Below are 14,646 nucleotides of genomic sequence, written 5' to 3' on the forward strand. Positions count from 1 at the left end.
CGGAGGAAAGGGGGAAGGAAGGGAAGGGAGGGGGAGGTCAGGGGACGATGCGGCGGATGGCGATCACGCCGGATTTCCAGGAGTCCCACTGGGCGATGCGGACCACGTCGCCGGTGTGCGGGGCGTGCACCACCAGGCCGGAGCCGATGTACATCCCGACATGCTCGGGGCCCTTCGCGCCCGGCTCGGTGAACAGCAGGTCGCCGGGGCGCAGGTCGCCGACCTGGACGGCAGTGCCCTGCTTGACCTGGTCGTAGGTGACGCGGTCGAGGGTGTTGACGCCCGCGGCCCGGTACGCCTGCATCACGAGGCTGCTGCAGTCGCAGCGGCCCATCGGGTCCTCACCGTGGCTGTTGGTGCAGGAACCGCCCCACTGGTAGGGGGTGTTGAGCTGGCCGAGGGCCCAGCGGATAGCGGACTGCACGGGCAGGGGTGCGTCGCTGGGGATCTGGTAGCCGGCTGGCAGGGTGCCGGGCGGGATCACGCCCCAGTCGGTGTCCGCGCCCGGCGGCGTGCACGAGCCCGGTGAGGCCGTGGGCGTCGGCGCGGTGCCGGCGGCGGGTGCGCCGAGCGAGGCGCCGATCGCCTGCTGAAGGGCGGTGGCCAACGGCTCCCACTGCGCGTACGCCTCGGGGAAGCCGCTGAGCTGGACCTTCTGCGCGGCGACGGTGAGCGGCAGCTCCTGCCAACCGGGCACCGCCAGCAGCGCCTTGTAGAAGGAGGTGCTCGCGTAGACGGGGTCGGTGACCTGCTCGGGGGTGCCCCAGCCCTGGGACGGCCGCTGCTGGAACAACCCCATCGAGTCGCGGTCGCCGTAGGTGAGGTTGCGCAGGCGGGACTCCTGCATCGCGGTGGCCAGGGCGATGATCTGGCCGCGGGCCGGGACCTGCAGGGCGATGCCGGTGGCGACGATGGCCTTGGCCATCGGGATCTGGGTGGTGGGCAGATCCAGGCCCTCCACCGGGACGGTGGGGCCGGAGCCTCCGCCCAGGATCAGCTTGACCGCCGCCTCGACGGCGGCGCTGTCCACGCCCTGCGCCTCCGCGGTCGGACAGGCCGCCGCCGCGTTCCCTTCGATGGCCGCGAACGGCACGACCACGGCGAACGGGGCCAGCAGGATCCCGGCCGCGAGGGCGGCGGCGATCTTCTTCACCGGCGCCGCCGGCGGCGCGGACCTCCTCGGCGCGGGCCCGGGTCGCGGGCGGTCCAGAAAGCGGGCAGGGGGATTCCCGGCACGGGTGTCTCCGATCGTGTGAGTGGCAGCGCGGGCAGACTCGTCCAAGGGCGTGCGTGCGCTGCCGGGGGGTGTGGTGGAATCGGCCGGACTTCCGATGCGCCTGCGCTCGAAGGAAGTTCCCGCTTCCGTCGGTGCAGGTCAGCGCCTCGGTGTCCCTGGCGACAAGCAAGACGCTAGGCGGGCCGATATCTCCCGGGCAAGGAATCCGCGGATGTTCGCGAACATTCCTGAATTCCTTGCCCGGGAGATATCGGCCCGCCTACGTTCTTGTCCAGGCCCAGCGGCGAGGATCGCGGCGGGTCCTCCCCACCCGCCCCGTCACCGGGCCTTCGGCCGGTCTGCGCGACAGCGCGCGGGCCGCGCCCCCGCCGACCGGCGGCACTCCCAACCCCTGCGAGGACATGACCACTTGACCCGAACCGACCCCGACTACACCCTCCTTCGGGGCGACGCCCTGACCCGGCTGACCGAACTGCCCGGCCGGACGGTCGACTGCGTGATCTGCGACCCCCCGTACAACAGCGGCGGCCGCACCACCCAGGAGCGCACCGGCCGGACCGCCCGCGAGAAGTACACGAGCGGCGTGAAGGTCGTACTGCCGGACTTCCCCGGCGAGCACAAGGATCAGCGCAGCTATGGCTTCTGGTTGTCCCAGCTGCTCGCCGAGGCGTACCGGCTGACCGTCGACGGCGGCACCGTGGCCGTTTTTTCGGACTGGCGGCAGCTGCCGACCACGACCGACGCGCTGCAGGCCGGCGGCTGGCTGTGGCGCGGCATCGTGCCCTGGTACAAGCCCGCCGCGCGCCCGCAGAAGGGCCGCTTCACCCAGAACGCGGAGTTCGTGGCCTGGGGCTCCAAGGGCGCGATGGACGGCGACCGAAACCCCGTCTACCTGCGCGGACTGCTGGAGGGCAGCCAGCCCAAGGGCTCCAGCCGCGAGCACATCACCCAGAAGCCGCTCGGCATGATGCGCGAGCTGGTGAAGATCTGCCCGCCCGGCGGCACCGTCCTCGACTTCACCGCGGGCAGCGGCTCCACCGGGGTCGCCGCCCTGCTGGAGGGCCGCTCCTTCCTCGGCATCGAGCTCACCGAGCACTACGCGGACATCGCCGAGCGCCGCCTGGCCGAGGCCCGGCAGAGCCTCGCCGAAGCCGACCCGGCCTGACCTAGCCGCCTTCCCCCAACCACCCACCACCGCAAGGAGATCCACCCTGCCCACCCCCTGTTCCCCCGACCCCGACCGGACCTCCGGCTGCGGTCCCGACTCCGACGGCTGCGGCGCCAGCGGCTGCCCGGGCTGGTGCGCGAGCGACTGGTCGCTGCACCACCTGGCCAACGGCCGCGACGTCTTCGTCAGCCCGTGCCAGCGGGTGCGCGTCGAGGACGACCCCGGCGCCACCTGGGAGCCGGCGCTGACCGTGACCGCCTACGCCAGCCCTGCCGGAGACGTCCTGTGGCGGGCCGAGTTCAGCACCCGCACCCCCGACGCGGTCTTCGCCTCGCTCCTGTGCGCGCTCGCCCGCGACCTGGCCGAGCCGAACCCGCGCGACCAGCGGCGGGCCCTGCGCGGCCCGCGCGTGGAGAACGCCTCCGCGTGCCTGCCCGAGACCGGCCGGTACCGGCAGGAGTTCGGCCTGGAGCACTCCTACCTCGGCGGCCGACTCGCCTGGACTCTGTGGGGCCGGGACGAGAAGGGTGAGCGCTGGCAGGTCCGCTTCGCCGACGCCACCCCGGCCCACCTGGTCGCCGCCGCCTGCCGGCCGCTCGTCGAGGAGGAGGAGCGCCGACGGGCCGAGGCCGCCGAGAACGCGTCCACCGTGCTCCCCGCCTTCGACGACACGACCCCGGACGCGGACGCGGACGAGCGGCCGACCGAGCCCGCCCCGCGCACACCGCGCAAGCGGGCCAAGGGAGTCCCGCTGGAGAGCGTTCTGCGGATCGCCCGCGAGGACCTGCCGGAGGGCAGCCCCGTCAACATCCGCACCGTCTCGGCCGCGGTCCGGACCCAGGGCTTCGGCGTCAGCACCCGCCGCGCCCAGGAGGCCGTCGCGATTCTCAAGGCCGAACGGGCCGACCGCCCGTAGAGGCGCGCCCGGGCGGCGGACCTCTGCGGCCCGCCACCCGGGCGCCCCGACGGCGCACAGCACCCCTCCGCCCATCACGCCCGCAGCCAGGGAGCACTCGATGAACAGCACCAACAGCCGACCGGACGCCGTGAACTCCCTCCGGGAGAAGGAGCGTTGAGCCGCGAGTCGATGAGCGGCGGTCCGTCGGCCGTCGCCGGGCACTGCCTGGAAGGCCCCGGATCCCCGGGCGACGTCCAGCAGGCCCTGAGCGTCCTGACCGGCGAGCGCGGCTGGCCGCACCACCACAACCCCGAGACCGGGAACACCTTCGTGGCCAGCCCGTGCGGCCTGGTGCACGCCGGCCACCTGCCCGACCACTTCTGGCCGTGGAAGCTCGACGTCACCGACGGCCCCTTCCAACTGCCCCAGTGGCGGGCCGAGTTCTCCCCGCAGACACCCCCGCTGGTCGTCGCCGCGATCCTCGACACGGTGGCGCGGACCCTGGAGAGCGACCCCGACCGCCTCACCGGCGCCACCCGCGACGTCGCCGAAGCCACCGCCGTCCTCACCGCGGCCGGCTGGAGGACCGAGCACACCGACATCCGCACCACCGTCACCTCGCCCAAGCCCCGAGCCGGGCTCGCCGGACTGTCCCTCCAGCGCCACCCCGAGCCCTGGCAGGGCGACGAACTCGACCGGTACGAGGACACGATCACGCTCTGGTGCGGAGCCGATAACAGCCCCCGCCGGTGGACAGTCGACTTCACCCGCGACACCCCGACACACCTGGTCGCGGCCGCCGCCCGCGTCCTCGTCCACCCCCTCCCACCGCTCGTCCACCACCGTGCGCCCGGCCCCCGCATGGCGGCCGCCCGTAGACACCCCGCTCCCACCGGTCCCATCCCCCGTCCGCCCGGGCCCTTCGCCACCAGCACCCTGCCCCAGGCCGAAGCCCCACGCCCGGCGCGCTGACACCGGGCCCGCGCCCACAGGAGCCCCCGCCCTGCCGCCATGTCCCCTTCGCCCGATAGAAGAACGCCCCTGACGTACTATCCCGAGGTCAGCGACCTCGCCAGCGAACTCGGCCTCGACGACCTCCAGGCCGCCGGCCACCGCACCCGCGAAGTCCTGGAGTGGCTCGCCGACTACGACCGCGACCGCGTGGTCCTCTACGGCTACGGCCCACCGGAGGGCGGCGCGGGCGACCACTACTACCTGGTCTACGACCACGGCCGCCACCACCAGGGCCGAGCGCCCTTCGTCGGCGTCCACCTGCACATCGAGCCGGGCCACACGGAGCTGCGCGCCGAGATGCGGGAGCAGCCGCTGCCGCCGCTAGCCGAGAACTGGCTGGCCGGCCAGGGCGCCGACCGCGACCGGCTCCGCCGACTCGCCGGAGAGGTCTTCCTCCCCTTAGGCGACTCGGAGTCCACCAAGATCGAAGCCTTGCTGGGGAAATCGGGGAAGCGGTTCAAGATCCACTACTCCCACTCCAGCCGAGCCGGCGACCGCTTCGTGACCTACGCCATCGCCACCGACCGCACCCCGCCCGACCCCAGCAAGCCCGTGACCGTGTTCGTCAGCTTCCGCACCGGCGAGTCCACTTCGCGCCTACGGGGCGCGACCTTCAGCAGCCGCGAAGCTGCCACCGAGTGGATCCGCGGGATCGAGACGCCCCTGCTGCCGTCCGCCCGGGACCGCGCCGAGGCCGCCCGCCTCGACAGCAGGCCCGACGCGGCGACGCAGCCCGGCACCGAAGCAGCCCCCGCATCCTCGGAAGCAGACCGCCCCCGGCCCCACCGTCGCTGACCGGTGCCCTACTTCCGCCACCAACCCGCCCGAGAGGCCCCCCTGACTCCCCTTCCCCTCTTCACCGACGCCGTCGTCCGCGCCCAGGACTGGTACGAGCCGGACAACATGGTCCACGTCACCCCGCGCTACCTCGCCGGCTCCGAGAACGGCGAGATCGACACCGTCCTGCGCGCCATCCCCGAGGCGTACGGCTGGCACACCCGCCCCGCCGTGGACGGCCCCGCCGAGTACTTCACCCCGTTCGCCTCGCCCTGCGAGCGAATCCGGATGGGCTTCCGCAACGACCACGACGACCCGTGGCAGATCGTCGCCCGCAGCGACGCCTACTCCGGGGGGATGGCCGACTGGCAGATGGCCTTCGGCTGGCACACCCCGCCCGAAATGGTCGCCGCCGCGCTCGACGAGGTCGCCACCGTGCTGGAGGAGAGCAACGGTGCCAACGAGAACCGCGCGTTCGTCCGGGGCGGCTCGGGGCTGGGGGCCATGTACCCCTTCGCGCTGCAGGGGTGGTCGGAGACCGTCACCGCCCGGTCATTCACCCTCGCCTCGCCCGACCGTCTCGTCACCGCGCGCCTGGCCCTGATCGCCCCGCCGCTGCACAGGGACGGCCCCTGGCGCGACCCGTTCCTCAAGGTCACGTGCGAGAGCGGCGACCGGGCCACCTCGTGGACCGCCCGGTTCACCGCCAACGTCCCGCTACCGGTACTGCACGCCTTCGCCTCCGCCGTCGCAAGTCCCGAGCCGCTGCTGCGCAACGCCGACGGGCTCCCGGAGCGGCTGACGGCCGTACCGGTTGCCGCCGGCCGACGGGCCGCGGCGGCCACCGGAGCGAGCCCCACGCTCGTCGCGGCCGGCGGGCCCAAGACCGTCCTGAGCGCCCCGCCGCCGAGCAGCCTCACCACGGCCGCGCCCCGCCCCGCTCCCCACCGCTGAAAGAATCCCTGTGCCCGCCTACACCCCGGCCGAACTGCAGGCCCTGCGCGCCGCACACCCCCACAACCTCGGCCCCGGCAACGACGGCGACCTCACCCTCCACCTCGCCGCCCAGGCCCTCGCGGAGGTCACCGGCGACCTCACCGAGGGCCTCGCCATGTTCAGGGCCGCCGGCTGGGACACAGTCCTGGCCGACGACCACGTCAGCCTGATGACCAAGCCGATCGAGGCCACCACCGCCGGCATCGACCTCCTGCTGCAGGGCGGCCACGAAATCCAGGCCGAGCTGCTCATCACCACCCGCCGGACGATGATCCGCACCCTGGGCCCAGTCCTCGAACAGGCCGAGTACCTCGCCGTCCACGCCGACGGCCCCCGCCGGGCCGAGGCCGTCGAGCACCTGCAGCGGGCATTCGAGGGCGCCCGCGAGAGCCTCACCGCCGCCGCCGAGCTGCTGCAGCGCCACCTCGACCGCCAGGCCCCCGACCCGCAGCGGGCGTCAGGGCGATCCGCCGCCGCACTCACGGTCAGCCGCGTCCTGCCGACCGCACCCGCACCGGGACCACTGTCCGGCCCGAACGCCACCGCGGCCCAGGCCGCGGCCGATCCTGCGAAGAGGAACGGCAGATGACCCTCGACACCCCGCCCCTGCACGCCGTACGGAGTTCCACCTGACCCCCGGCACCCCCGTCATCGTCACCCCCGGCCACCTCGCCGGCCCCGGTAACCCCGATACCGCGTTCCACCAGTTCTTCGAGGAGAACGAGACCTGGCAGCGCTGGCGCCCCCACGACAGCACCACCTTCGCCGTCCACGACCAGCACACCGCCCGAATCGAGCTGGACCACGAAGCCGAGGGCGACCAGCCCCGCTGGACCATCGCCGCCTACACCTCCCCCGTCGGTGAACTCCACTGGCAGGCCCGGTTCTGCCCCCGCACCCCGGTGGAGGTCGTGATGGCCGTCGCCGACCACCTCACCTCCTCGCTCGACCACCACCCGGACGCCCGGTACGACGCCCTGCTGTGGGAGGGCCGCCCCTTGGACGCGGCCGTCCACCTCACGGTGGAGGACGCCGACCCGCCGTGGAGGGAGACCGCTCTGGGCAGCGATTTCACCCGCGCCGACGGCACCGGCGGCATCCACCTGCCCGTCCAGGTCTCCGGTTCCGCCGTCACCGTGCCCGGCGCCGTCGTCTGGGGCGGGCCGCGCGGATACGAACACCTCCGCTGGCAGGCCGAGTTCACCACCCACTGCCCGAACGCGCTCGTGATCGCCGCGCTCACCGAGGTCGTCGAACCACAGCCGGCCGAGCGCCTGCGCGGGCAGGTCCCGGCCGCCCACGTGCCCCAGGTCCGCATCGGGGCCCGCCCCACCCGCTCCGCCGCCGCCACCGCCCACGGCCTTCACCGCCCCTCCGAAGGCACCACGCCCGCCCCCGCCGCCACCGATCCCCCATCGCCCGGCGGTGAACGCCGCCACCGCTGACCCGCGAAAGGACGCATCCCCGATCGCCGCCGACCCCGACTCGGACCCCCACCTCGACATCGCCGCCCGCCACCTCGCCGGCCCCGGCGGCCCGTCCGATCCCGTTGCCCGCCACGTCCTGGGCCTCCACTGGCTGCACAACCACAACTACGCCCTTGGCCAGACCTTCACCTCCAGCCCCGACCACCGGATCCGCATCGCCTCGGGCCAGCTCGACCCCGGCGCCCGGTGGCGCGTCTCGGCCGCCCGCGAACCCCTCGGCCCACCCCAGTGGATGGTCGCCCTCTCCCAGGGCACCCCCGAGGAGTTCATCACCGCCATCACCGAGTCCCTCATCGTCGCCCGGCCCGGGACGGACTGGACCGGCGAGGTCCACCCGGCGCTGAAAGAGGGGCAGTTCAACGGCGACGCCGCCCTGGACGCGCTCGTCGCCGCAGGCTGGCGCGAGCGGGAGCAGACCAGCGGCGTCCGGCGCGTCGAGTCCCCCGACCACCTCGCCCGCGCCGTCCTGCGCCCAAACGCCGACCCCCTCGACCTGATGGGGCACTGCGCGCTGGCGATCGAAGCCGGCCCCGCGGACGCCGGCGAGCCGTACTGGCAGGCCCTGTTCACCTCGGACGTCCCCGAGCTGGTCACCAGCGCCTTCGTCCGCGCGCTGACCGACCCGGCGCCGCTGCGACGCGACCCGGAACGGATGGACAAGCACCTGCTCGCCCACGCCGGGTACACCATGACCGAGGACGGCCCCGTGCCGCTCCCACCCGCCTACACCGACCACGACCTCGACCTCGCCGCCGCGCAGACGCTCTCCAGCCTGCTCGCCTTCGCGGAGCAGGTGGTGAGGGTCGACGACGCGATCGCCGTGCTGGCCGACCAGGTCCTGCCCAGCACGGGCCAGGGCCCCAGGGCGCCCACCGTCTGGGGCGAACTGCCTTTGGAGCAGCGGCTGCTGGGCGCGATGCTCGCCCTCGACCTGGTCAAGGACTCGGCGCGGTACGTCCACCGCCTGCTCGGCCTGAGCGACGCGGACGCCGCCGCCCACAGCCACGACCGATTCGGCCCAGACGGCGTCGTCAACCGCCCGGCGTGGGACCGCATCGTCGGCGGGGCCGTTCCGGCCGTGCCGCTGGAGAGCCTGCGCTTCACCAACGAGGACCTGTACGCGGCAGCGGGCACCGTCGCCGCCCACGTCATCCGCAGCATCGAGGCGGACGGAGTGGTGGCGGGCTTCTACGACCAGCCGATCGCCGGCCGCAGCACCCCGGACGGTGAAAGCGTGTGCTGGGGGGAACTGCCGGACCATGCCCAGTGGCCTGCGCACGACGAGGTCCGCCGCCGCTTCACCGCGCTCGGCGAGGCGGCCGGCGAGCTGTTCGCCCCCGGCATGCCCCGGCCCGCCCCGCTGGTCGAAGTGGCTCCCGCCCACCTCGCCGGACCCGGCCACCTCACGGCCTCCGCTCCCGCAGCACCTCTGCTGGCCGCCGGGTGGACGTTCGCCGATGCCCTGTTCCCCAGGTATGCCAGCCCCTGCGGCCGGTTCCGTGCCGACGAGATACCCACCGCCAACGGCACCGGGTGGCTCACGGTCTGCACCGACCCGGCCACCGGCAAACCGCTGTGGATCCTCGACGCAGACGAACGGACTCCCGCCGAGATCACCACCGCCGTCCACCAGGCGCTCGCCGCACCCGGCACTGCCCGGACCAACCTGCGCTACTCCTCCTGGCGGGAACCCCTGGCCCAAGCCGGCTGGAGCCAGGACAGCGAGGCCGGCCACGTCTTCTGGAGCCCGCCCGGCGACAGGACGGCAATGATCGACTACACCAGCGACCTCGTGCACACACCGGGCAGCACTCCCGGCTGGCTGGTCACCGGGGGCGACATCGGCCCGGATGTGCAGGCGGGTTGGACCATCGAGATGACCGACCGTGCGCCCCGGCCGCTGAAAACCGCTCTCGCCACCGCCCTCACCCGCACCACCCCGGTCGCACGGCTCGCCCGCCAGGTCCCCGCCGAACACGCGAAGCACCTGACCCTCACCCCCCTGAAGCCGCGCCCGGCAGCCCCCGCAGTCATCATCAGCCGCGCCGCGGCCGCCCGGCACCGCACCGTGGGCACCGGCACGACCCCGGCCGACAGCCCCCACGTGCCCGAACAGCACAGCCCGTACCCGAGGTACCGGCGCTGACCCGCAGCGGCGTCCTCGCGCACAGAGGCCCGGGCCGCGCACCCGCAGGAGCCACCGCCCACAGCACCCTGCCCGCCGCCGGGGCGACCCCCGACCGCCCCACCCGCAACCCCCTGAAGGGACCGTCCCCGATCACCACCGAACCCGTCCCGGGCACCCTCCCCGTCCTGCCCCGCTACCTCGCGGGAGCCGAGAACCGCAGCCTGCCCATCAACCGGCTGCTCCTGGAACCCGCCTGGCAGCAGACCTACGACCGGCCCATGGAGCAGACCTCCGTCACCAGCCCCGACCAGCGACTGCGCCTGACCTCGAACCGGCTCGACCCCGACACCCGATGGCGCATCTCGGCCGCCCCCGAAGCCACCGCCCCGCCGCTGTGGACGGCCGCGTTCTCCGCGCAGACCCCGGAAGAACTCGTCACCGCCACCGCCCACACCCTGCCCCTCCTGCCGGAGCACAACAGGCGCCCCGGCGGGCAGGACGCCTTCGACGGCGACGCGTTCCTCGACAGCCTCATCGCCACCGGATGGCGCGGCCTCAGCGAACCCCACGGCGTGCGGCACGCCGTGTCGCCGGACTACCTCGCCCACGCCTTTCTGCGCCGCGCCGCCGACCCGCTCGACCTCGGAGCCGGCTGCGCGCTGACCGTCACGGTCGGCCCCGACCAGCACGATCCCTACTGGCAGGCCCGGTTCACCACGAACACCCCCGACCAGGTCACCAGCGCCTTCGCCCGCGCGCTGACCGACCCGGCCCCGCTGCGCCGCGACCCGGAACGGATGGACGAGCGCCTCCTCGCCCACGCCGGATACACGATCACCGAGACAGGCCTCACCCCCCTTCCTCCTGCCCACACCGACGAGGACCTCACCCGCGCCGCCGCCCAGGCGCTGACCAGCCTGCTGACCAGCGCCGACGGCTACCTGACCGTGGAGGAGGCCGTGGAATGCCTCGCCGACTTCCCCCTCGCCAGCCGCCAGGGGCGCACCACGTGGGGTGAACTCCCCGGCGAGCAGCAGCACCTGGCCGCGATGCTCACCCTCGACCTCGTCATGGACTCCGCCCGCTACAGCCACCAGCTGCTCGGCCTGACCGACCGACCGCACCAGCAGGTGTGGAAGGAGCAGACCCGCGGGGCCGTGCCCGCGCTGCCGCTGGGCGAACTGCGCTTCGGCAACGAGGACCTGTGGAGCGCGGCGAGCCTGATCGCCGCCGAGATGATCGCCACCGTCGACGACCCGTCGGGGATCCTGGAAGGCATCGGCGACCACATCGCCAGCCGCGCCGTCGAGGGCACGCGGTGGCACGATCTCCCCGACCACCTCTGGCAGAGCGCCTCCGACGAGATCTGCCGCCGCTTCACCGCCCTCGGCGACAAGGCCGGCGAGCTGTTCGCCCCCGGCTCCCCCCGCTCCGCACCGCTGGTCGAAGCAGCGCCCCCGCACCTCGCCGGACGCGGCCACCTCGCAGCCACCGCCCCCGCGGCCCCGCTGCTGGCCGCCGGATGGACGCTCGCCGACACCCGGTCCACCACGTACGTCAGCCCCTGCGGCCGGATCAGCACCACCGAGACGACCTACGCCAACGGCAGCGTGTGGCGCACGGCCTACACCGACCCGTCGACCCGTCAGCCGCTGTGGGAGTTCTGCGCCGACCGGCAGACCCCCGCGGAGATGACCACCGCCGTCCACCAGGCGCTCGCCACCACCTACGCCACCGCACCGGCCGACCTGCACCACTCCACGCCGTCCGGCGGCCTGGAGCCCCTGGCCGAGGCCGGCTGGGGCCAGGACAGCGTGGACGGCCACACCATGTGGACCTCGCCCGACGGCGGAACCGCCATGGTCGACCACACCAGCAACCTCCCGCGCGCCCAGAGCGGCGCTCCGGGCTGGCTGATCACCGGGGGCGACGTCAGCCCGGACGTGCGGACGGGATGGACCATCGAGATGACCGACCTGGTGCCCCGGCCACTGCGCACCGCGCTCGCCACCGCCCTCACCCGCACCGAGCCGGTCGCCCGGCTCGCCCGCCAGGTCCCCGCCGCGCACATGGTGGACCTGACCATCACCCCCTTGAAGCCGCGCCCGACGGCGAGCGTCGACCGCGCCACGGCCGCCCGGCACCGCTCCGTGGACGCCGACACGGTCCGGGCCGACGCCGCCGGTGCACCCGAGCAGCACCACCTCCCGCATCGGGGCCGCCAGCGCTGACCCACTACACCGCCCCGTCCACCCGCCCATGAACGGACCCGCCCCATCCCCGACACCCAGCCCGCCATCATCGACGTGCACCCCGCCTACCTGGCCGGCCCCGCCCCCGACTTCCATCCCTTCGAATGGGTCACCGGTGAATGGGCCTGGAAGATCGACAAGCACCTGCCGTTCAGCTCGTACCTGGCGTGGAGCCCCGACCGCCGGTTCTGGCTCGGCGAAGCCCTGGCCGACCCCGACGACTGGTGGCGCATCACCGCCGTCCGCGAACCGCTCGGCCCCACTGACCGCGACACGGCCGCCCGCTCCGGTGAGGAGCACCCTGCCCTCCGGACGCCCACCGACTGCCGCTCCCTGCTGGGCATCCTGAGCGGTGCGGGCTGGCGCAGCGTCTACCGCGACGGCGCCCTCGTCGTGGAGTCGCCCGACCTCCTCGCCCGGGTGCGGGTGCGCGTCGATCCGCCCGGCGACCCGCTCGACCTGGGCGATCCCCACATCCACGTCGAGGCCGGCCCCCGCGGTCGGAGCGGGCAGCCGCCCTACTGGCAGGCCAAGGTGAGCGCCGGCGCGCCCACCGTCATCACCGACGCGCTCGCCCGCACCCTGACCTCACCAGACCCGGTCACCCGGGACGCGCGCCGGATGGACAAGCGGCTGCTCTCCACCCTGGCTCGGCTCGATCCGCCAGCACCCGAACAACCCGCCTCCCGCATCACGCCGCCCGCCACCACCATCGCCCAACGGGTGGCCGCAGCCGCCTCCCGCACCACGAAGCCGATCCTCGCCGCCGCCGCGGCGGCCGACGGCGCGGCGCCCGCCGAAGCGGCATCCCCTCCAATGGGCCGCCCCGCCCGCTGAACCCGCGGTAGCCGTCACCGCCCGCTCCGAGCGGACCGGCGCTCCGCCGACCCCGCCGCCCCAGTGCCCCCGACCCGAGCCGAGGACCGCTGAATCCCGACCCCATCCACGACGACGCCCCGATCGGCGACAACCGCACCATCGACGTCACGATCTTCCGCCACCACCAACGCCCCGACGTCTACGCCTCGTACGGCGGGCGGTGGACCGGGCCCCTGGCCGACGCGCTCCTGTCCGCCGTCGGCTTCCTGCCGGGCGAGATCCCCGGTTTCTTCCGCCTCTCCGATCCCGAGCGCGGCGGCGAGGAACGGACCCGGACAGCCGTGCGGGCCCTGCGCACGATGGGCCACCGCGTCGACACCGAGCCGCCGTTCGACGTCCCCGGCACCACCTTGCCGCCGCGCGGGCAAGCGGACGTCGCCTTCGCCCAGCACCCGGACGGGGCCATCGTCGCCATGGTCGCCGAGGGCCTGCCCATCCACCCCGGTGCGGTCCTCAGCCAAGCCGGCTGGCGCTACCGTCCCGGCCTCGACCTCTACCTCGCCCCCTCCCAACCGGGCGAAGGACTCGACGCCGTGGCCGTGGCCGTGGAGCGGCTCCAGCGCGGGCACTACACCACCGCCGTCCAGCCCGACCTGGCTCACGCCGTCCGCATGCGCGGCACCGACACCCGCGAGCGCATCCGGGCCGCGGTCTTCCCCGGCGCCCACGCCCGACTCGCCTCGCTGGCCGCCGAGCCGGCGGCCCCGCGCAGCAACGCGACCGCCCGCACCGACGCACCCATCGCCGGCCCCTCCGCCCCGCCCCGGCCCCGCAGCCGCTGACCGCCGGCCCCGTGTTCTGGCTCCCCTTGGGCAGACGCAAACGCCGCGGCGGCTAGGCCACCGCCTCGTAGGCCGCCCGCAGCAGCGGCGCCGCCCTCACCAGGGCCGCCGGTGAGGCGATCCGCACCTCCAGGTCGCCGGTGCCGTGGTGGCCAATCCCGTGCACGTCGCGGGTGAAGCCCTCCTCCAGGTCGACGGCGGCCGGGTCCAGGCGCAGGTAGACCAGCAGCGAGCTCACCTGGACCTTCACCGAGGCGAAGTTCGGCCCCCGGCGGTAGGCGACGTACTGCTTGAGCTGGACGCTGTGCACGTCGCCGTAGTCGAGCAGCCGGCCGTCGAGGTCGTCGTACAGCGCCCGCACGACCCGCGCGGCGCCGGCGAGGCGCTGCTCGGCCGTGGGCCGTGCCACGGCCAGGGCGCCGCTGCCGCTGCGGGCCGCGCTCCCGGCGACCGAGGCCACCAGCTCCAGCGTCAGCAGCTCCTCGCCGAAGGCGCGGTAGCGGACCAGGTCGATGCGCCGGTTCATCTCCCCGATCGCGTGCACGTCGTAGCGGGAGTAGTCGGCGGCGATGCAGATGATCCGCGGGTTGCTCCAATCGACCTCGGCGGCCGCCTCCTGGCCGAGCCGGCGCACCACCAGCGCCTCGAAGGCGTCTCGGTGGTCGCGCAGCCACGCCAGGTAGAACAGCGCCTGGTTGATGACGTTGTGATCCCGGGTCCGCTTGTACTCGACGATCACGGGGCTGCCGTCCTCGTCCAGGCCGAGCGAGTCGATCCGGCCGCCGTGCAGCGGACCGGTCCGAACCTCCGTGTCGAGGAAGCGGACGCCCAGCAACGTCGCCATGTTCCGCTCGACGTACGCCTGGAGGTCCCGCTCCAGCAGAACGGCCGTGCCGACCAGCTCCGTCGCCGAGTCGCCGTCCCGGCGGAATACCCGCAGCACCATGTCGGTCCCCCCTCGTTCCTCCCCCGCCGGGCCGCTCCGGCGGATGGACCGGCCACACTACATGCCCAAATCGGCATATACC

General features: G+C 74.1%; 13 protein-coding genes. 11 read left to right on the forward strand and 2 right to left on the reverse strand.

Features of this window, described 5'->3' with window-relative positions; all coding sequences use genetic code 11:
• Window positions 1-37 precede the first annotated feature (37 nt).
• Window positions 38-1,153, reverse strand: a complete 1,116-nt coding sequence (locus tag HUT16_RS17590; protein ID WP_176189113.1) for a C40 family peptidase — start codon at window positions 1,151-1,153, stop codon at window positions 38-40.
• A 493-nt stretch (window positions 1,154-1,646) separates the two neighbouring features.
• Between HUT16_RS17590 and HUT16_RS17595 the strand changes: the two genes are divergently transcribed.
• From HUT16_RS17595 to HUT16_RS17650, 11 genes are all read left to right on the forward strand, one after another.
• Window positions 1,647-2,402 carry a site-specific DNA-methyltransferase gene (locus HUT16_RS17595; protein WP_254897849.1) on the forward strand — a complete coding sequence of 252 codons (756 nt, stop codon included), beginning with the start codon at window positions 1,647-1,649 and terminating at the stop codon, window positions 2,400-2,402.
• Window positions 2,403-2,565: 163 nt separating this feature from the next.
• Window positions 2,566-3,321: a DUF317 domain-containing protein gene (locus HUT16_RS17600; RefSeq protein WP_303392141.1), complete on the forward strand. Its 756-nt coding sequence runs from the start codon at window positions 2,566-2,568 to the stop codon at window positions 3,319-3,321.
• Window positions 3,322-3,477: 156 nt separating this feature from the next.
• The gene (locus HUT16_RS17605) at window positions 3,478-4,275 is read left to right on the forward strand and encodes a DUF317 domain-containing protein (RefSeq protein ID WP_176189116.1); all 798 of its coding nucleotides are present in this window, start codon (window positions 3,478-3,480) and stop codon (window positions 4,273-4,275) included.
• Between the two features lie 39 nt (window positions 4,276-4,314).
• The gene (locus HUT16_RS17610) at window positions 4,315-5,112 is read left to right on the forward strand and encodes a hypothetical protein (protein ID WP_176189117.1); all 798 of its coding nucleotides are present in this window, start codon (window positions 4,315-4,317) and stop codon (window positions 5,110-5,112) included.
• Window positions 5,113-5,115: 3 nt separating this feature from the next.
• Complete coding sequence (locus HUT16_RS17615) at window positions 5,116-6,048, forward strand: DUF317 domain-containing protein (RefSeq protein WP_176189118.1); 933 nt, start codon at window positions 5,116-5,118, stop codon at window positions 6,046-6,048.
• A 10-nt stretch (window positions 6,049-6,058) separates the two neighbouring features.
• Window positions 6,059-6,679, forward strand: a complete 621-nt coding sequence (locus HUT16_RS17620; protein ID WP_176189119.1) for a hypothetical protein — start codon at window positions 6,059-6,061, stop codon at window positions 6,677-6,679.
• Between the two features lie 202 nt (window positions 6,680-6,881).
• On the forward strand, window positions 6,882-7,535 hold the full coding sequence (locus HUT16_RS17630; protein ID WP_303392142.1) for a DUF317 domain-containing protein: 654 nt from the start codon (window positions 6,882-6,884) through the stop codon (window positions 7,533-7,535).
• Window positions 7,516-9,723, forward strand: a complete 2,208-nt coding sequence (locus tag HUT16_RS17635; protein WP_176189121.1) for a DUF317 domain-containing protein — start codon at window positions 7,516-7,518, stop codon at window positions 9,721-9,723. The genes HUT16_RS17630 and HUT16_RS17635 overlap by 20 nt, the downstream gene beginning before the upstream one ends.
• Before the next feature lie 260 nt (window positions 9,724-9,983).
• On the forward strand, window positions 9,984-11,936 hold the full coding sequence (locus HUT16_RS17640) for a DUF317 domain-containing protein (protein WP_176189122.1): 1,953 nt from the start codon (window positions 9,984-9,986) through the stop codon (window positions 11,934-11,936).
• A 75-nt stretch (window positions 11,937-12,011) separates the two neighbouring features.
• The gene (locus HUT16_RS17645; protein WP_176189123.1) at window positions 12,012-12,794 is read left to right on the forward strand and encodes a DUF317 domain-containing protein; all 783 of its coding nucleotides are present in this window, start codon (window positions 12,012-12,014) and stop codon (window positions 12,792-12,794) included.
• 323 nt (window positions 12,795-13,117) lie between these two features.
• Window positions 13,118-13,618 carry a hypothetical protein gene (locus HUT16_RS17650; RefSeq protein WP_176189124.1) on the forward strand — a complete coding sequence of 167 codons (501 nt, stop codon included), beginning with the start codon at window positions 13,118-13,120 and terminating at the stop codon, window positions 13,616-13,618.
• 52 nt (window positions 13,619-13,670) lie between these two features.
• Here HUT16_RS17650 and HUT16_RS17655 read toward each other — a convergent pair whose 3' ends face one another.
• Window positions 13,671-14,564: a DUF5655 domain-containing protein gene (locus HUT16_RS17655; protein WP_176189125.1), complete on the reverse strand. Its 894-nt coding sequence runs from the start codon at window positions 14,562-14,564 to the stop codon at window positions 13,671-13,673.
• Window positions 14,565-14,646: the final 82 nt, after the last annotated feature.

Origin of the sequence: Kitasatospora sp. NA04385 (assembly GCF_013364235.1) — a bacterium.
Lineage (GTDB): Bacteria > Actinomycetota > Actinomycetes > Streptomycetales > Streptomycetaceae > Kitasatospora.